Origin of the sequence: Streptomyces sp. NPDC052016, assembly GCF_044548445.1 — a bacterium.
Classification (GTDB): domain Bacteria; phylum Actinomycetota; class Actinomycetes; order Streptomycetales; family Streptomycetaceae; genus Streptomyces.
Window position 1 is genome coordinate 12738 of record NZ_JBIUBX010000022.1, and the last position, 22366, is coordinate 35103.

20 protein-coding genes and 3 pseudogenes are annotated in these 22366 nt (G+C 71.7%); 9 read left to right on the forward strand and 14 right to left on the reverse strand.

Features of this window, described 5'->3' with window-relative positions; all coding sequences use genetic code 11:
- Positions 1 to 121: 121 nt before the first annotated feature.
- The 3 genes from ACIHAR_RS25935 to ACIHAR_RS25945 form a co-directional block, all read right to left on the reverse strand.
- Positions 122 to 322, reverse strand: coding sequence for a hypothetical protein (locus tag ACIHAR_RS25935; RefSeq protein WP_365464516.1), 201 nt, complete (start codon positions 320 to 322; stop codon positions 122 to 124).
- Positions 323 to 529: 207 nt separating this feature from the next.
- A complete protein-coding gene (locus tag ACIHAR_RS25940) occupies positions 530 to 4783 on the reverse strand; it encodes a hypothetical protein (RefSeq protein ID WP_400022165.1) in 4254 nt (1417 codons plus the stop codon).
- 208 nt (positions 4784 to 4991) lie between these two features.
- A complete protein-coding gene (locus tag ACIHAR_RS25945; RefSeq protein WP_365464522.1) occupies positions 4992 to 5945 on the reverse strand; it encodes an ROK family protein in 954 nt (317 codons plus the stop codon).
- A gap of 192 nt (positions 5946 to 6137) precedes the next feature.
- Between ACIHAR_RS25945 and ACIHAR_RS25950 the strand changes: the two genes are divergently transcribed.
- From ACIHAR_RS25950 to ACIHAR_RS25960, 3 genes are all read left to right on the forward strand, one after another.
- Positions 6138 to 7187, forward strand: coding sequence for a LacI family DNA-binding transcriptional regulator (locus ACIHAR_RS25950; RefSeq protein WP_365464525.1), 1050 nt, complete (start codon positions 6138 to 6140; stop codon positions 7185 to 7187).
- Between the two features lie 234 nt (positions 7188 to 7421).
- Positions 7422 to 7913, forward strand: a complete 492-nt coding sequence (locus ACIHAR_RS25955; protein ID WP_400022168.1) for a hypothetical protein — start codon at positions 7422 to 7424, stop codon at positions 7911 to 7913.
- 86 nt (positions 7914 to 7999) lie between these two features.
- Positions 8000 to 8419, forward strand: coding sequence for a VOC family protein (locus ACIHAR_RS25960; protein WP_400022170.1), 420 nt, complete (start codon positions 8000 to 8002; stop codon positions 8417 to 8419).
- A 117-nt stretch (positions 8420 to 8536) separates the two neighbouring features.
- Here ACIHAR_RS25960 and ACIHAR_RS25965 read toward each other — a convergent pair.
- A pseudogene (locus ACIHAR_RS25965) lies at positions 8537 to 8620 on the reverse strand (deaminase); the annotation flags it as partial.
- A 31-nt stretch (positions 8621 to 8651) separates the two neighbouring features.
- Entirely contained in the window at positions 8652 to 9956 is a 1305-nt protein-coding gene (locus ACIHAR_RS25970) for a DUF6986 family protein (RefSeq protein WP_365464534.1), read from the reverse strand.
- A 173-nt stretch (positions 9957 to 10129) separates the two neighbouring features.
- Between ACIHAR_RS25970 and ACIHAR_RS25975 the strand changes: the two genes are divergently transcribed.
- The gene (locus ACIHAR_RS25975; RefSeq protein ID WP_400022172.1) at positions 10130 to 11047 is read left to right on the forward strand and encodes an endonuclease/exonuclease/phosphatase family protein; all 918 of its coding nucleotides are present in this window, start codon (positions 10130 to 10132) and stop codon (positions 11045 to 11047) included.
- A 74-nt stretch (positions 11048 to 11121) separates the two neighbouring features.
- Here ACIHAR_RS25975 and ACIHAR_RS25980 read toward each other — a convergent pair whose 3' ends face one another.
- From ACIHAR_RS25980 to ACIHAR_RS25995, 4 genes and pseudogenes are all read right to left on the reverse strand, one after another.
- Entirely contained in the window at positions 11122 to 12084 is a 963-nt protein-coding gene (locus ACIHAR_RS25980; RefSeq protein WP_365464540.1) for an electron transfer flavoprotein subunit alpha/FixB family protein, read from the reverse strand.
- A 51-nt stretch (positions 12085 to 12135) separates the two neighbouring features.
- Entirely contained in the window at positions 12136 to 12924 is a 789-nt protein-coding gene (locus ACIHAR_RS25985) for an electron transfer flavoprotein subunit beta/FixA family protein (protein WP_365464543.1), read from the reverse strand.
- A 218-nt stretch (positions 12925 to 13142) separates the two neighbouring features.
- Entirely contained in the window at positions 13143 to 13652 is a 510-nt protein-coding gene (locus tag ACIHAR_RS25990; protein ID WP_400022175.1) for a flavin reductase family protein, read from the reverse strand.
- A gap of 208 nt (positions 13653 to 13860) precedes the next feature.
- Positions 13861 to 14273, reverse strand: a pseudogene (locus ACIHAR_RS25995) (TlpA family protein disulfide reductase).
- A 75-nt stretch (positions 14274 to 14348) separates the two neighbouring features.
- On the opposite strand from ACIHAR_RS25995, the pseudogene ACIHAR_RS26000 reads away from it, so the two are divergent.
- A pseudogene (locus ACIHAR_RS26000) lies at positions 14349 to 14650 on the forward strand (DUF4395 family protein).
- Between the two features lie 186 nt (positions 14651 to 14836).
- Positions 14837 to 15565 (forward strand): lysophospholipid acyltransferase family protein, encoded by a 729-nt coding sequence (locus ACIHAR_RS26005; protein ID WP_365464549.1) that lies wholly within the window; start codon positions 14837 to 14839, stop codon positions 15563 to 15565.
- Between the two features lie 52 nt (positions 15566 to 15617).
- Here ACIHAR_RS26005 and ACIHAR_RS26010 read toward each other — a convergent pair whose 3' ends face one another.
- The 4 genes from ACIHAR_RS26010 to ACIHAR_RS26025 form a co-directional block, all read right to left on the reverse strand.
- Positions 15618 to 16190 carry a transglutaminase domain-containing protein gene (locus tag ACIHAR_RS26010; RefSeq protein WP_365464552.1) on the reverse strand — a complete coding sequence of 191 codons (573 nt, stop codon included), beginning with the start codon at positions 16188 to 16190 and terminating at the stop codon, positions 15618 to 15620.
- An 80-nt stretch (positions 16191 to 16270) separates the two neighbouring features.
- Positions 16271 to 17344 (reverse strand): low specificity L-threonine aldolase, encoded by a 1074-nt coding sequence (locus ACIHAR_RS26015; protein ID WP_365464555.1) that lies wholly within the window; start codon positions 17342 to 17344, stop codon positions 16271 to 16273.
- Positions 17341 to 18087, reverse strand: coding sequence for an SDR family NAD(P)-dependent oxidoreductase (locus ACIHAR_RS26020; RefSeq protein ID WP_365464558.1), 747 nt, complete (start codon positions 18085 to 18087; stop codon positions 17341 to 17343). The genes ACIHAR_RS26015 and ACIHAR_RS26020 overlap by 4 nt, the downstream gene beginning before the upstream one ends.
- 44 nt (positions 18088 to 18131) lie before the next feature.
- A complete protein-coding gene (locus tag ACIHAR_RS26025; protein WP_400022179.1) occupies positions 18132 to 19529 on the reverse strand; it encodes a DUF6421 family protein in 1398 nt (465 codons plus the stop codon).
- A 259-nt stretch (positions 19530 to 19788) separates the two neighbouring features.
- On the opposite strand from ACIHAR_RS26025, the gene ACIHAR_RS26030 reads away from it, so the two are divergent.
- The gene (locus ACIHAR_RS26030; protein ID WP_400022181.1) at positions 19789 to 20472 is read left to right on the forward strand and encodes a glycerophosphodiester phosphodiesterase; all 684 of its coding nucleotides are present in this window, start codon (positions 19789 to 19791) and stop codon (positions 20470 to 20472) included.
- 6 nt (positions 20473 to 20478) lie between these two features.
- Here ACIHAR_RS26030 and ACIHAR_RS26035 read toward each other — a convergent pair whose 3' ends face one another.
- Positions 20479 to 21018 (reverse strand): GNAT family N-acetyltransferase, encoded by a 540-nt coding sequence (locus ACIHAR_RS26035; RefSeq protein ID WP_365464566.1) that lies wholly within the window; start codon positions 21016 to 21018, stop codon positions 20479 to 20481.
- A 69-nt stretch (positions 21019 to 21087) separates the two neighbouring features.
- Between ACIHAR_RS26035 and ACIHAR_RS26040 the strand changes: the two genes are divergently transcribed.
- Together ACIHAR_RS26040 and ACIHAR_RS26045 are read left to right on the forward strand one after the other, a co-directional pair.
- The gene (locus ACIHAR_RS26040; RefSeq protein ID WP_365464569.1) at positions 21088 to 21480 is read left to right on the forward strand and encodes a VOC family protein; all 393 of its coding nucleotides are present in this window, start codon (positions 21088 to 21090) and stop codon (positions 21478 to 21480) included.
- Between the two features lie 72 nt (positions 21481 to 21552).
- Positions 21553 to 22317: a VOC family protein gene (locus tag ACIHAR_RS26045; RefSeq protein WP_365464572.1), complete on the forward strand. Its 765-nt coding sequence runs from the start codon at positions 21553 to 21555 to the stop codon at positions 22315 to 22317.
- Positions 22318 to 22366: the final 49 nt, after the last annotated feature.

A 22366-nucleotide genomic window follows, 5' to 3' on the forward strand; every position in this document is an offset into this window, starting at 1 on the left:
GGCCCCCTGTGGCTTGCCCGCTCCACCCTGCCACGGAAACCACCTCCCGTAGAGGGCGCCCGACGCCGTGGCGCCGGCCCCCTCACGGTGGGGGCCGGCGCCACGGTCTCTTTCGGAACCGTCAGTCCCTCTCGCCGCCCAGGGCGTCCTCGTCGACGCCGGACAGGCTGTCACTGGCGACGGCCGGGTCGATCGTGCTGAGGGTGTCCCCCACGTTCAGCCCGTCGAGGTTCTCGCCGCCGAGGCCGTGCGAGGGGGTGATGGCCGCGACGACGAAGCCGGTGGCGAGGGAGGCGATGGCGAGCATGCTGCGCTTCTTCATGGCCGGTTCAACGCGGGAACGCGGTCCGGGTCACGCGTTTCCGTGGGCGAGCCGGACGCCCGGTCGCGGACCGCCGTCGAAGCCGTCCGCAGGCGCGGCGGCCGGCGCCCGCCAGGCCCGAGACCGCCCTCGTCGCTGCCGCCGGGCGGCCGCGGAGGGGCTCGTCGTCGTGCCCTCCCCGCGCCTCGGCCTCCGTGTGACTCGGCGTCAGTAGAGCGGCCGGTACTCCAGCAGCTCCCGCCATCCGCCGGAACCGCCTTCGGCCCGCCCGTGCAGGTAGTTGCTGCCTCTCATGCTCTCCCTCAGCGAGGCGGGGGTGCCCTCCTCGCGGAAGAGGACGTCCAGCCACGCCGGTTTGGGCTTCAGCTGGGCCGCGGCCGACACCACCGGAGCGCAGAACGCCGGTTCGCACAGCATCCGGCGTACCCAACGCTCCTGTTCGGCGGGGGTCAGCCGGGTGCACAGGTCGCCCAGGAAGACCGCCCAGAGCCGGGCGATGTCCCGTTTCCACTTGACGTCCCTCGGCTGGACCCGGTGCAGTGCCTCCACGACGATCGCCGTGAGCCGGGCCGCCTCCCCGGGGTCCTCGGGCAGGAGCCTCTCCATGAGGAATCCCAGGGAGCGGAAGATCTCGCTGACCGTCCCGCTGCCCAGCTCCGTCCCCACGTCGTAACCGGCGCGTTCGGCCAGGCAGATCACGAACGCCACACTGCGGTCGGCACTGTGCGGCCCCGCGAGGTGGGCGTGTGCCTGGGCGAGCAGGATGCGGGCGTTGGACTCATGACTGATCACCTGCTCGGTGGCCCGCCTCGGCGGCTCGGCCCTGGCCTCCCGGCCGGCCTTGAGCAGCGGTCTGAGGAGACGCAGCAGCGCGGCCGGGGCGGTGGCGTCCCACACCCGGTCCGGAACCGTCACGGTCGCCAGCTCCAGCAGGGCGTTGCGCAGGTCCTGGGCCGCGGCGTCCTGCCACGCCCCTACGATCTCGTCGACCGTCGGACGGTCGTCGTGGCCGAGCCGGAGCAGCACCTTCCAGAGGATGTAGCCGTGCCGGCGGATGTCCGGTCTGCGGTCGAGAACGAGTTCCCGCCGGTACTCGACGAGTGTCCTGCGGTGTGTCGGCAGGACCCGGGCCCAGGCCGGCAGGGTGCCCTTCTCCCGCGCCCTCATGGCCTTGGCCATGTCCCCGAGCGTCTGGTGGAGTACCTCGGGGTCCGCAGCGGTACGGGCGTACGCGATGAGACGGCCGAGCAGCTCCGGGTGACCGGGCACGGCGTACTGCAACTGGCCGATCATGTTCTCCAGCGCGGCTCGCCCCGCCCGGGTGCCGCGCAGGTCCTCCTGGACGTTCCGGTCGTCGACGAGCGCGTCCAGGACCCGCTGTGCCTGTGGGTGTCCCGCGGTGGAGGCGGGGATCAGGAACGAGCTGAGGCCTGTGTTGCTCAGCCACAGCGACTGGGTCGGAGCTTCGGGCAGCAGCGTCAGGAGGACGTCCGGGGGGAGCTTGGCCTCCTGAAGGGCGTTGCGCCACAGCCATCTCTCGTCCTTGCCGCCCGACGGCGCGTTCTCCTCGCACGGCAGTGAGCGCAGGGCCTGGGCGCAACGGCGCCGGGCCTCGACGGTGAGGGCGTTCTCCGTCTCGGGAGGCGGTTCCTGATCGCTCGCGCCGGTCCGAGGGTCGTGGCGGAACCGGGAGGCCCGGCCGACGAGCGCCTCCGAGAGGACGCCGTAGCAGACGGCGAGTTGCCGTGCCGGGTGCCGGGTGGAGAGGGCCGCGTCCAGGAACTCGCCCGGGTCCAGGTCCATTCCGTTCAGTACGGCCGCTGTGTACATGCGCAGCCTCGTCCGCAGGGCCGGCACGCTCCCCGGCCCGCCGTCGTCTCCGGCCGCCGAATCCCCGGTGCCCAGCCGGCTGCGCAGCTCCCGCCGGACCTCCTCGGGCCGCGGCGCGCTGCCGAGGTAGAACCGGCTGAACGCGCGCTCGAAGGGCACGGTGTCCTGTTTGTCCGGGCGGATGCCCGCGAACGCCCGCAGGAACGCGTCGACCCCCTTGCGGACCAGGCGGGGCGGGATGCTCCAGTTCGCCATCCGGACCAGCAGGTCGGTCAGCAGGGTCAGGCGTCCCGTGCGGACGGCCGCCTGCCAGAAGTCGACGGCGAGGTCCACGGCGCGTTCGGCATCGGCTCCCGCGACGGCGTCGAGGAGACGGAACGGCAGCCTTTCGTTGTGGTGCAGTTCGTTCGCGGGCAGCGACTTCAGCCAGTCGAAGCAGGCGTGCTCGCGGGTGAACGTCTCGACGGCCACGATGTCCTGGGTCGCGAGCCGTACGAGCGCCTCGAGCACGCCCTTTCTGACCCGTCTGGTGTCCCGGTCCGCGGCCCACAGCAGGGCGAGGTCCCCCAGGGGGCGGCGCAGGTCGTCGTGCGTCACGGACGGCACGAGCCGCAGGAACCGGTCGATCATCGGGGTGTCCGCCCGCCGCAGGGCGAGCGGGGCTCGCTCGCGCACCAGAGGGCCGGGGCGTTTGAGCTTGGCGTAGACGCGCAGGCCCATGCCCAGCAGAGCCGGGTCGTCGGAGGCCAGCCACTCCGCGAGGGCCGCGTCCGCCCGTTCCGTCGAGAAGGTCTCGCCGTCCGCCTCGGGCAGCCGTCCGGCCATCAGCAGGACCTCACTGGCGACCTCACCGAAGTAGAGGTCCCCGGGGTCGCGGCTCACCCGTTTCATCAGGTCGTCGACGGCCGCGGGCCCGCAGGCGAGCACGCCGCGTGCCGCGGCGTGCTCGAAGAAGGTCTGGTGGAAGAACCAGAGGTATCCGGTCTGTTCCCGGATGGCGAGGACGCCTCGTGACCGCAGCGCCTCCACGGCCTCCGTGACATCGGTGCCGTCCTGCGCGGCGCGACCGGGTGTCCGAGCCAGCTGGTGGGCGATGCGGTGTTCGAGGTCGGCCCGCCGCGCGTCCAGCCGGCTGGAGGCGAGGATCAGCCGCGCGGCGGCGCGGGCATGCGGCGACAGATCGGGCGCGACCGGCGTCGTGGACGCCCGCCAGGCCCGTTGATCGCTCACCACCCGTCGCTGCCAGAACCGGTCGTACAGATGGGGCGTGTCCACGTCTTCGTCGGGTTCAGCGGGTGCGTACAGCTCGAACAGGAGCCGCAACGCGAAGGGGTTGACGCACACCTCGCGCAGTGCCCGGCCCCGGGAGGCGGCGTTCATCACCCTTTGGACCACCGCGTGAGGGGACGGTGCCTGTTCCAGGCCCTCGTAGAAGCCACGGGCATAGATGCGGACGGCTTCGGGCCACTCGTCGGCGTCATAGGAGGCGAGGATTCTCGTCCGGATGCTGATCCCGGCCCGCTCGACGGAGTGCGTCAGGCGCTGGGCCTCCACCGGGCGGCAGGTCAGGAGCGTGGGCAGGCGCAGCCGGTCCGCCGCGCGCACGACGTCCACGACGAGGGCGCAGGCGTCGTCGCTGTGCATGAGGAGGTCCACGGTGTCGATCAGGAGCACGGTCGAGGGGTCCCGCCGCGCCGCCTGTCCGACGGCACGGAGGACCGACTCGGGGCTCAGGGCGCCCGTTCGGCGGGCCGGGGCTTCGGGCGTGGATTCGTGGAGGCCGGACAGCAGGCTGCTCGCACGGATGAAGAGGGGCTGCCGTCCCTGCTCGGCGAAGCGCGTGTGGAGGCTCCAGACGAGGCTCGTCTTGCCGTAGCCAGCCTCGCCGACCACGGCCGTGCATCCCGGGGACCGCAGTGCCGAGACGAGGTCCTGCTCGATGGTGCGCTGGACGTACAGCCCCTCGGAGAGCCGCAGTTCCCGTCCCAGTGGATGCAGACCGACGATCTCCGCCTCGGCGGCGGACGCCTGCGAGCTACGCCATAACTCCGCCAGTTCGGCGGGGTCGCCCCCCTGTCGGCCGCCGGGTGTGGTGTCGCGTGGGGGAAGTACCGGTCGCGGGCCGAGCTCGGGTTCACGCTCGTACGGCTGGTCCAGCAGGTGACGCAGGAGCTTTTCGGCGCCCTCGACGGTGATCGGGTCGACGCGGAAGGGCGGTACGGCGGTGCTCAGGAGGTACGCGGGCAGGTCGTCCGGCGAACCGCCGGGCAGCAGGACGGTGAGGATGCGCCGGTGCCAGGTCCAGGGGTTCTCATAGACGTAATTCTCCAAATGTCCGGTCTCCCACGCGACCCCCCGTCCCACCCCGGGTCTCTCGGTGCCCTCGGCCCGCCGCCGGTAGGCGGGCGACCCGATCACGAGGACGAAGCCCGCCGCTCGGCTCTCGCTCGCCATCCAGCGGGGCCAGTTCGGGCGGTGCTCGGCGGCCACACGGTCCAGCTGCGCGTCGACGTGGTTGGCACGCAGGAGCAGGTACAGATCGCGCACGCGCTCGGCGTGGACACCACCGTCGTCCTCATGCGCGTAGGAGATGAACACCCGTGGCGCGTAGGCTGATCGGGCACGCGTCATGACGTCGCACCTTACCGCTCACGCTCCATGGCGGGTGCCCTGAAGGACCGGGTGGATCAGCGGAGTCGTGTGCCGGGCCCGGGTTTGCTCGAGCCGGCCCGGGGTTGCTCGAGCGTCCAGGACGTCAGGGAAGCCTCGTTCGATCGTCACGAGGTCGGTGGTGGCCCGCTGGGGCCCTTATCCGTCTGAACGTTCCTGCAGAGGCCGGTCACACGCCCGCCGCGGCCACCCCCGCGTTCCCCGCGAGGGCCGCGGCGGCCGCTCCCACCAGCCCCGCGTCCGTGCCCATCTGCGCGGGCACCACGGTCAGGCGCCGGACGAAGGACAGAGTCGCGTAGTCGGCGAGCGACCGCCGCAGCGGGGTGAGGAGGACGTCGCCCGCCTTGCCCACGCCTCCGCCGATCACCGCGATGTCGATCTCGACGAGCGTCGCGGTGGCGGCGATGCCGGCGGCCAGGGCCTGGGCGGCACGCTCGAACGAGGCCACGGCGACCGGGTCGCCCGCACGGGCCGAGTCGGCCACCGCGGCGGCGGAGGTGTCGCCGTCGGGGCCGGGACGCCAGCCGTTCTCCAGGGCGCGACGGGCGATGTGGGGCCCGCTGGCGATGCGCTCGACACAGCCGCGCGACCCGCACGGGCAGGGATCGCCGTCGAGGTCGACGCTGATGTGGCCGATGTGGCCCGCGTTGCCGGTGGGACCGGGATGCAGCCGGCCGTTCAGCACCAGACCGCCGCCGACGCCGGTAGAGACCACCATGCACAGGGCGTTGTCGTGGCCGCGCGCGGCCCCCTGCCAGTGCTCGGCCGCTGTGATCGCCACACCGTCGCCGATCAGCACCACGGGGAGGCCCCCGGTCGCGGCGCCCGCCCGTTCCACCAGCGGGTAGTCGCGCCAGCCGGGCACGTTCACCGGGCTGACCGTGCCGGCGGAGGCGTCGACCGGGCCCGCGCTGCCGATGCCCACGGCGTGCGCGCGCCCCCACAGCGGCGACGCCGTCAGGTCCTCCAGCACCTCTTCGACGGCCCGCATCACGGTGTCGCCGTCCTCCCGCGCGGGCGTGGGCCGCTGGGCGCGGACCAGGATCGTGCCGTCGCCGTCCACCAGCGCTCCGGCGATCTTGGTGCCGCCGATGTCGAGCGCGGCCACTAGGTCGGTGTGCATCAAGTCTCGGTACTCCCCGTCGACCTCGGAAAAGGGCTGGCCGGTCCATCGGTGGGGGACGCGGGCCGGAGATTGCGGTGGACAGTCTCCCTGGACCTGACAACGTTGTCCAGGGCCTATGCTCGACGGCACATCCTCATACACCTCCAGGGACGCGCGCATCCCCGCGGACAACAGGACAGGACAGCCCTCGTGCCCGAGACTCCCCGCCGCCCAGTCGGCCTCTCCGGAACCCGCTACGGCAACCGTCCCACCATGAAGGACGTCGCCGCCCGCGCGGGGGTCGGCCTGAAGACCGTTTCGCGGGTGGTGAACGGCGAGCCGGGGGTCACGCCGGAGACCGAGCGGCGCGTACAGGAGGCCATCGACGCGCTCGGCTTCCGCCGCAACGACAGCGCACGGGTGCTGCGCAAGGGCCGTACCGCGAGCATCGGCCTGGTCCTGGAGGACCTCGCCGACCCGTTCTACGGTCCGCTCAGCCGCGCGGTGGAGGAGGTGGCCCGCGCCCACGGCGCGCTGCTCATCAACGGCTCCAGCGCCGAGGACCCGGACCGCGAACAGGAACTCGCGCTGGCGCTGTGCGCCCGCCGGGTGGACGGCCTGGTGGTCATCCCGGCCGGCGACGACCACCGGTACCTCGAGCCGGAGATCAAGGCGGGCGTCGCCACCGTCTTCGTGGACCGGCCGGCGGGGCGGATCGACGCCGACTGCGTCCTGTCGGACAACTTCGGGGGCGCCCGGGAGGGCGTCGCCCACCTCGTCGCCCACGGGCACCGCCGCATCGGCTTCATCGGCGACATGCCGCGCATCCACACCGCGGCGGAGCGCCTGCGCGGCTACCGGGCGGCGATGGAGGACGCGGGCATACCGGTCGAGGACGCCTGGATGTCCCTGGGCGCCACGGATCCCGAGCGGGTGCGCCGGGCGGCCGAGGAGATGCTGTCCGGGCCGGCGCCGGTCACCGCGGTGTTCTCCGGCAACAACCGGGTGACGGTCACCGTGATCCGGGTGCTCGCCGAGCGGGCCCGGCCGGTCGCCCTCGTGGCCTTCGACGACCTGGAGCTGGCCGACCTCCTCCAGCCGGGCGTCACCGTGGTCGCCCAGGACGCGGCCGCCATCGGCCGCACCGCCGCCGAGCGTCTGTTCCGGCAACTGGACGGCACCCTGGTCGCTCCCGAGCGCATCCAGCTGCCCACCCGCCTCATCACCCGCGGCTCCGGCGAGCTGCCCCCCGCCGACTGAGCCGCGCGTGGACGGACGCGACGGGCACCGCACACCGACGCGCCGCGCGACCATCCGCTGACCTGTCCCGGCGCCTGGCCGACGGACTCCGGTCTGCTCGACGGGGACCTGCTGTTACCGCAAGACCAGCTGACGTTCCCCGACCGCACGCCGGTCCTGGCGGTCGGCTCCAACGCCTGCCCCGGCCAACTGCGCCACAAGCTGCGGGAGTCGCGGACCTCCTCGCCGATCCCGATGGTCAAGGCCCGCGTCACGGGCATCGACGTCGGCGTCTCCGGGCACGTCAGCCGCATGGGATACGTGTCGGCGTCGCCCGTCAACGATCCTGGAGTCATCCGGGAGTTCTTCCTCATCTGGCTGGACGACGACCAACTCGCCGCGGTCGACGCGACCGAGCCGAACGTCGACCGGGTCCGCCTGCCCGCCTCGGAGGTGGAGATCGCCTTCGAGGACGGCGGGAGGGCTCCCGAGACGTTCGTTCACGTCAACCGCCATGGAGTGCCGCACAACGGCGACGCCGCTCCGCACAGCCATCCTGGGCAGCACGCCCTGATCACCGAACTCCTGCGAGGGTCCGCGGAGTTGCGGCGGCTGTTGGGGGACACACCGGAGAAGTTCTGCGCCCGCGCCCGGGCCGACGCGCGGCTGTGCCGACGCGGCACCCGACTGTTCGCGCAGGAGGGACTGGTGACGCGTTCCGGGCTGGAGCACCTCGGCGTCCGTTAGGATCATCACACGGCATCGCGTGTCGGTCACCGGCCGGGTGAGACATGGAGGTGCCCGTGAGATTGCCTTACGGAGGCATTCCACACATGTCAGTCGAGCTGAACCACACCATCGTCCACTCCCACGACAACCGGGAGTCCGCCGAGTTCCTGGCCCACATCCTGGGACTCGAAGTCGGGGCCGAATGGGGCCCGTTCGTTCCGGTCGGCACCAGCAACGGAGTCACCCTGGACTTCGCCACCATCCCGGCGGAGTCGATCGTCATGCAGCACTACGCGTTCCTCGTCTCCGACGAGGAGTTCGACGCGGCGTTCGACCGGATCAGGCAGGCGGGGATCACGTACTACGCCGATCCGCACGGCAGGCAGCCAGGTGAGATCAACCACCACCACGGCGGCCGTGGCCTGTACTTCATGGATCCGGCGGGGCACGGGATGGAGATCATCACCACCCCGTACACCTTCCCCGACAACTCCGCCAAGGTAGGCCGACCGACCGAGGCGTGACGCGTTGGCCCGACTCAGGGCGGCCCCGGAGGCGAGACAGCCGGCCGGGGCTGCCCTGAGAACCGGTCACTTGCGCCAGAAGAGGTGGTGTGTCACGCCGCTCGGGCTGGGCACGACCTCCCGGGTGAAGCAGTCGTCGAGGCCCCGGCTGCCGCCGGGGTCGGTGCGCATGGGCCGGCCCGCCGTGGCGCCGGCCCCGGCGGTCGGGCGGGTGACCCGGGCCGGCGTCCGCCTACTGCGTGGAGGCCGTCAGGTCGCCTCGGCGGGGCGCCGCGAAGCCCTCGAGGGCGGCGCGGGTCAGACCGGTCGCCCCGGTCACCTCGGCGAGGTCGAGGGCCCCGCAGTCCAGACCGCGGAGCAGATAGCCGCTGAGGGCCTTGGCGGTGGCCGGCTCGTCCATCACGTCGCCGCCGGCCCGGCTGGCGTAGCGGGACAGTCGCTCGGCGGCCTGGGCGAACCCCTCGCGGTAGAAGGCGAAGACGGCCGCGTACCGGGTCGGGATGTGGCCGGGGTGCATGTCCCAGCCCTGGTAGTAGGCGCGGGCGAGGGCGCGGCGCGTGAGGCCGTAGTGCAGGCGCCAGGCGTCGTGCACCTTCTGCGTGGGGCCGACCGGCAGGACGTTGGTGGAGCCGTCGGAGACACGAACGCCGGTGCCGGCCGCCGCGACCTGCATGACCGCCTTGGCGTGGTCGGCGGCCGGGTGGTCGCTGGCCTGGTAGGCCGCGGAGACGCCGAGGCAGGCGCTGTAGTCGAAGGTGCCGTAGTGCAGGCCCGTGGCGCGGCCCCGGGCGGCCTGGATCATACGGGCGACGGTGGCGGTGCCGTCGGTGGCGAGGATGGCCTGGCTGGTCTCGATCTGGATCTCGAAGCCGAGCCGGCCGGGTGCGAGCCCGCGCGCCTTCTCGAAGGCCTCCAGGAGCCGGACCATCGCGGTGACCTGCTCGGGGTAGGTCACCTTCGGCAGGGTCAGCACGAGTCCGTCCGGCAGACCGCCGGCCTCCAGCAGACCGGTGAGGAAGATGTCGAGGGTGCGGATGCCCCGGTCGCGGACGGCGGCTTCCATGCACTTCATGCGTATGCCCATGTACGGGGCGGCCGTGCCCTTCGCGTAGGCGTCGGCGATCAGCCGGGCGGCCCGGGCGGCCGTCTCGTCCTCCTCGGCGTCGGGGCGGGGGCCGTAGCCGTCCTCGAAGTCGACGCGCAGGTCCTCGATCGGCTCGCGCTCCAGCTTGGCCCGCACGCGCGTGTACACCGGTTCGGCCAGCTCGTCGGAGAGGCCCAGGACGGCGGCGAAGGAGGCGGCGTCCGGTGCGTGCTCGTCGAGGGCCGCCAGGGCACGGTCGCCCCAGGAGCGCAGGGTGTCGGCGGTGAAGGCGTCGCCGGGGACGTAGACGGTGTGGACGGGCTGGCGGGTGCCGGGGTCGCCGGGGTAGCGGCGCTCGAGTTCGGCGTCGACCGGGGCGAGGGAGGCGCTGATCTCCTCGCTCACGGCGCCCGCGAGGCTCGTCGTCGCGGTCTCCTGCTGGCCCTGACCCATCCCGCACCCTCCTGTTTTCCGCTCAGCGGAATCAACAATCCGTAGAACGAAGCTATCCGTGGATCTTCGGGCCGGTCAACACCCTGTCCACGCCCTGGTCCCCTTCTGTCTCCCAGGCCCCCTTCCGCACGCCGGTTCGCCCCTTCATCCTGGCTCACGAGGGGAGGGTGCACATGGCGGGCGCCGGGTGGATCAGACGTCGTACGGGACTGAGAACCGTGGTGGCGGCCGCCGTCGCGGTCCCCGTGCTCGCTACGGTCCGCGCCTCCTCCAGGGCCGGGGCCCCCGGAGAGACCCCGGGCCGGGCGGGCCCCGTCCCGCCCCTGGAGGTCATGACGTTCAACCTCCGCTTCGCGAGCGCCAAGGAGCCTCACAGCTGGGCCGCCCGCCGGCCGGTCACCCGCGCCCTGTTGCGCGCGGCGGCGCCGCACGTCATCGGCAGCCAGGAGGGCCGCTCGTCGCAGGTGCGCGACATCGAGGCCGACCTCGGACCCCACTACGACCGGATCGGCACCGGCCGCGGAGGCGGCGACGACGAGTCGATGACCGTCTTCTACGACACCCGCCGGCTCACCCCGGTCGAACACGCCCACTTCTGGCTCTCCGACACGCCCGGGGTGCCCGGCTCCAACACCTGGGGAGCGGCCCATCCCCGCATGGTCACCTGGGTGCGCTTCCGCGACCTGCGCGCCGGCGGGCGGGAGTTCTGCGTCTTCAACACCCACCTCGACAACAGGAGCCGGTACGCGCGCCTGCGCTCCGTCTCCCTGATCGCCTCACGGCTCGCGCGGTTCGACCGCGCCCTGCCGATGCTGGTGACCGGCGACTTCAACGCCGTGGCCCACCGCGACGCGGTGCACGCCGGCTTACTGAACGCCGGTCTGGTCGACACCTGGGACGCCGCACGGCGGCGCGGCGCGGCGTACGGGACGTACCACGGCTACCGGGAACCCCGGCCGGGCGGCGACCGCATCGACTGGATCCTGGCGAGCCCGTTCGTCACGGTCCACCGGGCGCGGGTCGACACGTTCTCGGTGAACGGCCAGTACCCGAGCGACCATCTGCCCGTGCAGGTCTCCCTGAGCCTGTGAGCCGGGGACGAGCGAGGCCCCCGCGACCGGTGTGGTCGCGGGGGCCTCGGACAGCCGGGCTGCCGATCGGACGATCAGCCCTTGCGGGCCTTGATCTCCTCGGTGAGCTGCGGGACGACGTCGAACAGGTCGCCGACGACGCCGTAGTCGACCAGGTCGAAGATCGGGGCCTCGGGGTCCTTGTTGACCGCGACGATCGTCTTCGAGGTCTGCATGCCGGCGCGGTGCTGGATCGCGCCGGAGATGCCGTTGGCGATGTACAGCTGCGGCGAGACGGACTTGCCGGTCTGGCCGACCTGGTTGGTGTGCGGGTACCAGCCCGCGTCCACCGCGGCGCGCGAGGCGCCGACGGCCGCGCCGAGGGAGTCGGCGAGCGCCTCGATGATCGCGAAGTTCTCCGCGCCGTTGACGCCACGGCCACCGGAGACCACGATCGCGGCCTCGGTCAGCTCCGGACGGCCCGTCGACTCACGCGGGGTGCGGCCGGTGACCTTGGTGCCGGTGGCGAGCTCGCCGAAGGACACGCTCAGCGCCTCGACCGCACCGGCGGCCGGAGCGGCCTCCACCGCGGCCGAGTTCGGCTTCACGGTGATGACCGGGGTGCCCTTGGAGACCCGCGACTTGGTGGTGAAGGACGCGGCGAACACCGACTGGGTGGCCACCGGACCCTCGTCGCCGGCCTCCAGGTCGACGGCGTCGGTGATGATGCCCGAGCCGATGCGCAGCGCCAGACGCGCGGCGATCTCCTTGCCCTCCGCGGAGGAGGACACCAGCACGGCGGCCGGGGAGACGGCCTCGTAGGCGGCCTGCAGCGCGTCCACCTTCGGTACGACCAGGTAGTCGGCGTACTCGGACGCGTCGTGCGTGAGGACCTTCACCGCGCCGTGCTCGGCGAGCGTGGGGGCGGTGTTCTCGGCACCGGAGCCGAGGGCGACGGCGACCGGCTCGCCGATGCGGCGGGCCAGCGTCAGCAGCTCCAGAGTGGGCTTGCGGACGGCGCCGTCCACGTGGTCGACGTAGACGAGGACTTCAGCCATGGGATTGCTCTCCTGCGTACGAAACTTGAGGGGCGGTCAGCGTGTCGAGCCTCAGATGAACTTCTGGCTCGCGAGGAACTCAGCGAGCTGCTTGCCGCCCTCGCCCTCGTCCTTGACGATCGTGCCGGCGGTGCGGGCCGGGCGCTCGGCAGCGGAGTCGACCTTGGTCCAGGCGCCCTCGAGGCCGACCTCCTCGGCCTCGATGTCGAGGTCGGACAGGTCCCAGGACTCCACCGGCTTCTTCTTGGCGGCCATGATGCCCTTGAAGGAGGGGTAGCGCGCCTCGCCCGACTGGTCGGTGACCGACACCACGGCCGGCAGGGAGGCCTCGAGCTGCTCGGAGGCGGTGTCGCCGTCGCGGCGGCCCTTGACGGTGCCGTCCTCGACGGAGACCTCGGAGAGCAGGGTGACCTGCGGGACGCCCAGGCGCTCGGCCACCAGCGCGGGGACGACGCCCATGGTGCCGTCGGTGGAGGCCATGCCGGAGATGACCAGGTCGTACCCGGCCTTCTCGATCGCCTTGGCCAGCACCAGGGAGGTGCCGATGGCGTCGGTGCCGTGCAGATCGTCGTCCTCGACGTGGATGGCCTTGTCGGCGCCCATGGACAGCGCCTTGCGCAGCGCGTCCTTGGCGTCCTCGGGGCCCACCGTCAGGACGGTGATCTCCACGTCGTCGTCGGAGTTCTCGGAGATCTGCAGCGCCTGCTCGACGGCGTACTCGTCGAGCTCGGAGAGCAGACCGTCCACGTCGTCCCGGTCGACGGTCAGGTCATCGGCGAAGTGCCGGTCGCCAGTGGCGTCGGGCACGTACTTCACAGTGACAACGATCCTCAAGCTCACGCCGGCTCTCCTACTGCATCGTCAGTTCTCGGCTGCCTTCTTGCAGGCAGCATAGGCGCCACAAGCGGCCGATCCCGGTCGGGGCGGTCTGCGCTCCGACCGAAATATTACTCGTCAGTACACCCAGTTCGTTCCCACTAAGCAAGCGCTTTGAACTGTGACCTCTGCAACGCAGCGTAATCGGAATCCGACCGTTCCGCAGGAGAGGGGTGCAGTGATCAATCACGCAGAGCCGTGAACCGGCCCTGGTGGTAGAGCAGCGGACGGCCCGCACCGGCCGGGTCACCGACGACGACCTCGGCCAGCACGATGCGGTGGTCCCCCGCGGGAACGCGCGTGACGACCCGGCACACCAGCCAGGCGAGCACGTCGTCGAGGACGGGCACGCCCTCCGGCCCCTCCCGCCACGCCGTCGGGGCGCCGAACCGGTCGGCGCCGCTGCGGGCGAAGGTGGCGGCCAGCTCCTGCTGGTGCTCGCCGAGTATGTGCACGCCGACGTGGTCGGCCCGGGAGAGCGCCGGCCAGCTGGAGGCGCCAGTGCCGACGCCGAACGACAGCAACGGGGGCTCGGCGGAAACCGAGGTGAGGGAGGTGGCGGTGAAGCCGACCGGGCCGGCCTCGCCGGACGCCGTGATCACGGCCACTCCGGCCGCGTGGCGGCGGAAGACGGAGCGGAGCAGGTCCGGGGAGGCGAGGTGAGGGGTGCGGAGGCCGGGCGCGGCCGTCATCGAGTCGTCCTTCTGCGAGGAGTGGCGTGGGTGTCCGTGGTTGCTCAACGACCTGGACAGCGCGCGCTCGCGGTACGCACGAGGTCGACGTGGACCCGTCCGTGGAGAAGGAGTTCCTCAGGCATAAGGTCAGACTGACGATAGGCGTCGGGCGCGGTCAAGTGCGTCCCGGCATCCGGGAGACACCTCACACTCTCCGGGAGGCACCTCACACCGCCTCCCCCAGGGCCGCGATGACGTCCGCCTTCCGGGGCAGGCCGCCGGCCCGGCGGACGACATGACCGTCGGCGTCCAGGACCAGGACGGTCGGGGTCTTGAGGATGCCGAGTTCACGGACGAGGTCGAGCCGGGCCTCCGCGTCGATCTCCACGTGCGTCACGCCGGGGACCATGCCGGCGACGTCCCCGAGGATCCGGCGCGTCGCCCGGCAGGGGGCGCAGAAGGCGCTCGAGAACTGCACGAGCGTGGCGCGCTCACCGAGTTCGGCGCCCAGCCGGTCCGCCCCGAGCCGCTGTCCTTCGTCGCGCCCGCGCACGCGCACCCTCCCACTTCGCTTCCGGTGCGGCACTCCGCAGGCGCTCGCCGCCGCGAGCACCGCACGCACACCAAGAGTCCGGTCATCACCCGCACCAGCGTTCATGAGACCGCAATGATTCCCGCCTCCCTCGCGTCCGTCCGCTGCGGAATGCTTGATTCATGGAGATCGATGTGCGGGGGCCGCGGTTCCGGGCGGTCGTGACGGCGTCGTCCTGGCGGTGGCGCTGATCACACAGAATGCCTGGCTGCCGGCCTGACGGACGCTGGTGTTCGCACTCGGCGCGGGGGTGTCGGGCGCTCGCCCTACGGCTGGGGCCGGTTTCACGCTGTGCGCCGACCGGCTGGGGCTCGCGGCGACCGGGGCGGCGCTCGCGGCCGCGTTCCTCAACGCCGCGTTCGGGTACTGCGTGGGGTGCGAGATGTACCTGCTCGTACGGCGGATGTCGGTACGGGCGGAGTGAAGGTGAGCCCGAAGCGTAGGTACATCGAGGTACGACGTGACGAGAATCTCGCGGCTCGGCGGCACCAGGGCTGGCTACCCGGCCGTTCTTCGGGCACGATCTGCGAGATGCCGTAAACCTACGGCTGCGTAACTTTGCCGTCGGGAGTCCTTCCGCGGCAGAGAGTAGGAAGGGTCCGCCCCGCCCATGGCAGAGCTCGTCTACCGTCCCGTCGTCGGCCTCGCCCAGACGCTGTTCAAGGTCTGGGACCTCAAGATCGACTGCAAGGGGTCGGAGAACATCCCGCGCTCGGGCGGAGCCGTGCTGGTGAGCAATCACATCAGCTACCTCGACTTCGTCTTCAACGGCCTGGCCGCGCTCCCGCAGAAGCGGCTCGTGCGGTTCATGGCGAAGGAGTCCGTCTTCCGGCACAGGGTCTCCGGTCCGCTGATGCGCGGGATGAAGCACATCCCCGTGGACCGCAAGCAGGGCGAGGCGGCGTACGCGCACGCCCTGGACTCGCTGCGCTCCGGCGAGGTCGTCGGGGTCTTCCCGGAGGCCACGATCTCCGAGTCGTTCACGCTGAAGAGCTTCAAGTCGGGCGCCGCCCGGCTGGCCCAGGAGGCGGGCGTCCCGCTGATCCCGATGGCGGTCTGGGGCACCCAGCGTCTGTGGACGAAGGGCCACCCGCGCAACTTCAAGCGCAGCCACATCCCGATCACCATCCGGGTCGGCGAGGCGATCGAGGCCTCCCGCGACAAGTACGCGGGCGCGATCACCCGGCAGCTGCGCGAGCGCGTCCAGGAGCTCCTGGAGGCCGCCCAGCGTGCCTACCCGGTGCGTCCCAAGGACGCGAACGACACCTGGTGGATGCCGGCCCACCTGGGCGGCACGGCGCCGACGCCCGAGCAGGTCCGGGCTTCCGAGTCCCGCTGACGCCCGCCCTTCCGCGCCCCCGCGTCCGGGCCGGTCGGGGGTGCGGGGGTGGTCAGAAGGCGGTGGGGAGCGTCTTCCAGAGGTACGGCCGGTCGGGGGCGGCCCGCAGCGCGTTCAGCACGGAGGGGTGGGGTGCCGCGTACAGCACGGGGTGGTCCAGCTCGCCGGCCTCGGGGTCGGGCGTGAAGGCCAGTTCTTCGCCGTCCAGGGAGAAGCGGGCGTTCACGCCCGGCTTGTTGCCGCGGGGGTCCTGCCGGTGCCAGGCGCCGTTGAAGCGGACGGCGACCAGTCCGTGGAGCACGTCGAATTTCTGGTAGCACAGCGCGGTCGGGATGTCCTCGGCCCGCAGCAGCGCGGCCAGCGCGTGGGCCTTGGCGTAGCAGATGCCCGTCCGCTGCTCGAGCACGTCCGAGGCGCGCCAGGTGACGCGCAGGTCCCCGGAGTCCTGCGAGTGGGGGATGGTGTCGCGCACGAACTCGTAGGCCAGTCGCGCATAGGCATACGAGTCTTCCGCGTCCTTGGCGAGACGCGAGGCGGTGTCCCGGACCCGTGGATGGTGATGGTCGATGACCTCGTCGGCGGCCAGATAGGCGGACAGGTCGGGGTTCTCCTGGATCAGCTCCATGCCTGGAGAGCATAGGAACGCGATCACCCGCCAGTCAATTACTTTTCAGGCGACCGCATACCTATGCATAGCGTGGGCCGTTACTGGCGCGCCATCTCCTCCTTCAGCGCCGCCACGAACGCGTCCACGTCGTCCTCCGTCGTGTCGAAGGCGCACATCCAGCGGACCACGCCGGCGGCCTCGTCCCAGAAGTAGAACCGGAACCGCTTCTGCAGCCGCACGCTCACGTCGTGCGGGAGCCGGGCGAAGACGCCGTTGGCCTGGACCGGGTAGAGGATCTCGACGCCGTGCACGGCCCGCACACCCTCGGCCAGCCGCTGGGCCATCTCGTTGGCATGGCGGGCGTTGCGCAGCCAGAGGTCCTTGGCGAGCAGTGCCTCCAACTGCACCGACACGAAGCGCATCTTGGAGGCGAGCTGCATGGACAGCTTGCGCAGGTGCTTCATGTGGCGGACGGCGTCCTGGTTGAGGACGACGACGGCCTCGCCGAAGAGGGCGCCGTTCTTCGTGCCGCCCAGGGAGAGGAGGTCGACGCCGACCGCGTTGGTGAACGTCCGCATCGGCACGTCCAGGGAGGCCGCCGCGTTGGCTATCCGGGAGCCGTCGAGGTGGACCTTCATGCCGCGCGCGTGGGCGTGGTCGCAGATCGCGCGGATCTCCTCCGGCGTGTACAGCGTGCCGAGTTCCGTGCTCTGGGTGATCGAGACGACCTGCGGCATCGCGCGGTGCTCGTCCTCCCAGCCCCAGGCCTGGCGGTCGATCAGCTCGGGGGTGAGCTTGCCGTCGGGCGTGGGCACGGTCAGCAGCTTCAGGCCGGCCATCCGCTCGGGGGCGCCGCCCTCGTCGACGTTGATGTGGGCGCTCTCGGCGCAGATCACCGCCCCCCAGCGGTCGGTGACCGCCTGGAGGGCGACGACGTTGGCGCCGGTGCCGTTGAACACCGGGAAGGCCTCCGCGGTGGGCCCGAAGTGGCTGCGGATGATCCGCTGGAGGTTCTCGGTGTACTCGTCCTCGCCGTACGCGACCTGGTGGCCGCCGTTGGCCACGGCCAGGGCGGCCATCACCTCCGGGTGGGCCCCGGCGTAGTTGTCGCTGGCGAAACCGCGGATCTGCGGGTCGTGGTGGCGGCGAGCATCGGTCTTGGGCGGGTTCACGGCTTCTCGGTGAGCCACAGACGGTGTCCGTTCACTTCGGCGGCGGGCTTCTCCCAGACTTCGGTGATGGCCTCGGCCAGGTCCTTGACGTCGGTGAAGCCCGCGAACTTCGCGTTGGGGCGCTCGGCGCGCATCGCGTCGTGCACCAGGGCCTTCACCACCAGGATGGCAGCCGCGGAGGTCGGCCCCTCGGCGCCCCCGGCCTTGCGGAAGGCGTCGGCCAGCGCGAGCGTCCAGGCCTCGGCGGCGGCCTTGGCGGCGGCGTACGAGGCGTTGCCGGCGGTCGGCTTCGTCGCGCCGGCGGCACTGATCAGCACGTACCGTCCGCGGTCGCTGCGCTGCAAGGGCTCGAAGAAGGCCAGCGAGGTGTGCTGCACGGTGCGGATGAGCAGCAGTTCCAGGAAGTCCCAGTCGTCCAGGCTCGTCTTGATGAAGGTCTCGCTGCCGCGCCAGCCGCCGACGAGGTGGACCAGGCCGTCGACGCGGCCGAAGTCCTTCTCGATGTGGGCGGCCCAGTCGCGGGTGGACTGCAGGTCGAGCAGGTCGACCGGCTCGCCGGTGACGGTGGCGCCGCCTGCCGCGTAGCGGGCGGCGTCGACGGCCTCCGCCAGGCGCTCGGGGTCGTTGTCCGCGGCGGCGACGGTCGCGCCCGCCTCGGCGAGCCGGAGCAGCGCCGCCCGGCCGGCGGGTCCGCCCGCGCCGGCCACCGCGATCACCGCACCGCTGAGAGGTCCGTTCCCCATCTTCTTCGCCTCCTGCTGAGCCGTGTTCCCGGTACGGAGATCGCTCACGCGGCGACCCGCTCGGCGCTGTCCGCCGTGATGCCCTTGGTGGAGGCGATCACGTTCTTCAGCTTCTTGGACAGTGCCTCATAGAACATGCTCAGCGGAAACTCGTCGGGAAGCACCTCATCGACGAGCTTGCGCGGCGGCTGGGTCAGGTCCAGGGCGTCGGGGCCCTTGGCCCACCTGGAGCCCGGGTGCGGGGCGAGGTAGGTGGAGACCAGCTCGTACCCGGCGAACCAGTGCACGAGCTTCGGGCGGTCGATGCCGTCGCGGTAGAGCTTCTCGATCTCGGCGCACAGCTCGTTGGTGACCTGCGCGGCGCGCTGCCAGTCGATGGACAGCTTGTTGTCGGTCCAGCGCACGACGTCGTGCTTGTGGAGGTAGGCGAAGAGGAGCTGCCCGCCGAGGCCGTCGTAGTTGCGCACCCGCTCGCCGGTGACGGGGAAGCGGAACATGCGGTCGAAGAGCACCGCGTACTGCACGTCACGGGCCTGCGGGACGCCGTCGGCCTCCAGCTTCACGGCCTCCTTGAAGGCGGTGAGGTCGCAGCGCAGCTCCTCCAGGCCGTACATCCAGAACGGCTGTCGCTGCTTGATCATGAACGGGTCGAAGGGCAGGTCGCCGTGGCTGTGGGTGCGGTCGTGGACCATGTCCCACAGGACGAAGGCCTCCTCGCAGCGCTTCTGGTCGTGGACCATGGCGGCGATGTCCTCGGGCAGCTCCAGGCCCAGGATGTCGACGGCGGCGGCGGTGACGCGGCGGAAGCGGGCCGCCTCGCGGTCGCAGAAGATGCCGCCCCAGGTGAACCGCTCGGGGGCCTCGCGCACGGCGATGGTCTCGGGGAAGAGGACGGCGGAGTTGGTGTCGTAGCCGGCCGTGAAGTCCTCGAACTTGATGCCGCAGAACAGCGGGTTGTCGTAGCGGGTGCGCTCCAGCTCGGCCAGCCACTCGGGCCAGACCATGCGCAGCACGACCGCCTCGAGGTTGCGGTCGGGGTTGCCGTTCTGCGTGTACATCGGGAAGACGACCAGGTGCTGGAGGCCGTCGGCGCGGTGCGCGGCGGGCTGGAAGGCCAGCAGCGAGTCCAGGAAGTCCGGCACCTCGAAGCCGCCCTCGGCCCAGCGGCGCAGGTCCCGCACCAGGGCGCGGTGGTAGTCCGCGTCGTGCGGGAGCAGCGGGGAGAGCTCCTCGACCGCCCCGGTGACGCGGCGGACCGCCTGCTCGGCGTCGGCACGCTCCGGGGCGCCCTCGGAGGTGAAGTCGATCGACCCGTCCTTCGACTGCCAGGGGCGGATCCGCTCCACGGCATCCTTGAGCACGGGCCACGCCGGATGCTCCACCACCCTGGCCGCGGGAGGAACCTGGTCCTCCGTACCCACCTGCACAAGAATTTCCGTCATGTCCCATCCTCCACGGGAGAACCTCGCGTAAGGACACCGTATGCATACGGGGTTTCCTCCAGCAAGAGGATCATCCGAAAATTATCCTGCACACCTCCATGGTCACCGCGTTTTTTCCTGTTCGCCATCCGGCGGGCGACGACTTTCGCGACGGGCTCCGGGGTAGAGGAACCGGCGGTGCACACACATGTCCATGTCGGCCCGGGGCCACTAGGCTGCGGGCTCTTCCTGCGCCGCCGTCGACGGAAGGACCCGAGTCTTGAACCTCCTCACCATCGGTCACCGCGGAATCATGGGCGTCGAGCCCGAGAACACCCTCCGGTCGTTCGTCGCCGCCGAGCACGCCGGCCTCGACGTCGTGGAACTCGATCTGCATCTGAGCAAGGACGGCGCGCTCGTGGTCATGCACGACGCGGACGTGGACCGTACGACCGACGGGAGCGGGCCGATCGCGGACCTCACGCTCGCCGAGCTGCGCGCCCTGGACGCCGGGCGCGGGGAGCGGGTGCCGGTCTTCGACGAGGTCCTGGAGGCGGTGTCGCTGCCGCTCCAGGCCGAGATCAAGGACGTGCAGGCGGCTCGGGCGCTCGCCGAGGTGATGCACAAGCGGAACCTCGTGGAGCGGGTGGAGGTGTCGTCGTTCCACGACGAGGCCGTCGCCGAGATCGCCCGGCTGGTGCCGGGGGTGCGCACGGCGCTCATCGGCAGCCGCTACGGCCTCGACATCGTGGACCGGGCCGTCGCGATCGGTGCCGCGACCGTGTGCCTGAACATCCGCCGGCTCACTCTGGAGATCGCCGAGCACGCCCGCGAGCGCGGCCTGCGGATCATCGGCTGGGTGGTGAACACACCGGACCACCTGCGGCTGGTGCGGGCCCTGGAGCTGGACGGCGCGACCACCGACCACCCGGAGATCAAGCGCACCGGCCGCTTCACGGCGTGAGTCCTGCTACGCCAAAGGCTTGACCAGCAGCTCGAAGCGGAGGTCGTCCCGCTGGGGGATGCCGAAGCGCTCGTCGCCGTACGGGAAGGGGGTCATCCGTCCCGTGCGGCGGTAACCCCGGCGCTCGTACCAGGCGATGAGGTCGTCGCGCACCGAGATCACCGTCATGTGCATCTCGGTGACGCCCCAGCTCTCGCGGGCCAGGCGCTCGGCCATCGCCAGCACCGTCCTGCCCAGGCCGCCGCCCTGTGCCGTGGGGCTGACCGCGAACATGCCGAAGTAGGCGTGGTCGCCACGGTGTTCGAGCTGGCAGCAGGCGACGAGCCGGCCTCCCCGCTCGGCGGTGAGCAACCGCCCCGCAGGCGACCTGATGACGTCGAGGACGCCCTCGGGGTCGGTCCGCTGCCCCTCGAGGATGTCCGCCTCCGTGGTCCACCCGGCCCGGCTGGACTCCCCGCGGTAGGCCGACTCGACGAGCGCGACGAGCGCGTCCACGTCGTCTTCGGTGGCGTCACGGAAGGTGAGGTCGACGGCGGTGGCGTCCATGCGGGGGTCTCCGGTCTCCGGCGCGGCTGATGCATCGCCGAGCCTAACCCTCCCCTACGCTCCCGATGCATGGTGCATGTACTCAGCAGCCGGATCCTCCTGCGCCCCACCGACCCCGAGCGCTCCCGCGCCTTCTACGGCGAGCAGTTGGGCCTCGCCGTCTACCGCGAGTTCGGGACCGGGACCGAGCGGGGCACCGTCTACTTCCTCGGCGGGGGCTTCCTGGAGCTCTCGGGGCGTTCGCAGCAGCCGCCGGACCCTGCCGTGCGGCTCTGGGTGCAGGTTCCCGACGCGGCGGCGGCCCACGAAGAGCTGCGCGCGAAGGGCGTCGAGATCGTCCGGCCGCCGGTGAGGGAGCCCTGGGGGCTGCTCGAGATGTGGATCACGGACCCGGACGGCACCCCGATCGTGCTGGTGGAGGTGCCGGCGGACCATCCGCTGCGGTACCGGCCGGGAATCTGAGGCACAGCGGATGCCGGGGAGGTGAGGCGGGCTTAGCGTGCTGGAGGGGGTGCTTTCTCCGGAAGGAACGCCATGAAGCTCGACGCGCCCGTGCCCGGCGGACCCTGCTGGGTCGAGCTGGGCACCAGTGACCTGGCGGCGGCCCAGCGGTTCTACACGGAACTGTTCGGCTGGCGATGCGAGACGGATCCACGCCAGGAGGCGGGCGGCTACACCGTGGCGCACCTGCGTGACGCGGCCGTCGCCGCGCTGAGCCCGCTGTACCAGGAGGCGCAGCCCGTCGCCTGGAACGTGTCGTTCGCGGTGTCCGACGCCGATGTCAGCGCCCGGCTGGTCGACGAGGCCGGGGGCAAGGTGCTGGTCGGGCCGATGGACGTGTTCGACATGGGCCGGTTCGTGGTCGCCCTGGACCCGGGCGGCGCCGCCTTCCAGCTCTGGCAGGCACGGACCTTCCCGGGGGCGGGCCTCTTCAACACGCCGGGCTCACTGGGCTGGGTGGAGCTGATGTCGCGCGAGCCCGAGCGGGCGGAGGCCTTCTACACGACGGTGTTCGGCTGGACCGTGAGCACCTCGGAGCACTACACGCAGTGGGGCGTCGGCGGCGCCGACTTCGGCGGCATGATCACGATGGACGACAAGTTCCCGCCCGAGGTGCCGCCGCACTGGCTGCCGTACTTCGCCGTGGCCGACGTCGACGCCACCGCGGCGACGGCCGGGCAGGCGGGCGGCACGGCGCTCATGGAGCCGACCACGGTGCCGGACGGCCCGCGGATCGCCGTGCTCCGGGACCCGCAGGGCGCGGTGTTCGGCGTGTACCGGGCCGGTGACGAGCGGTAGGCCGGGCGACCGGTGATCCGTCGCACGGCCGTCGGACCGCTCGGCCCCG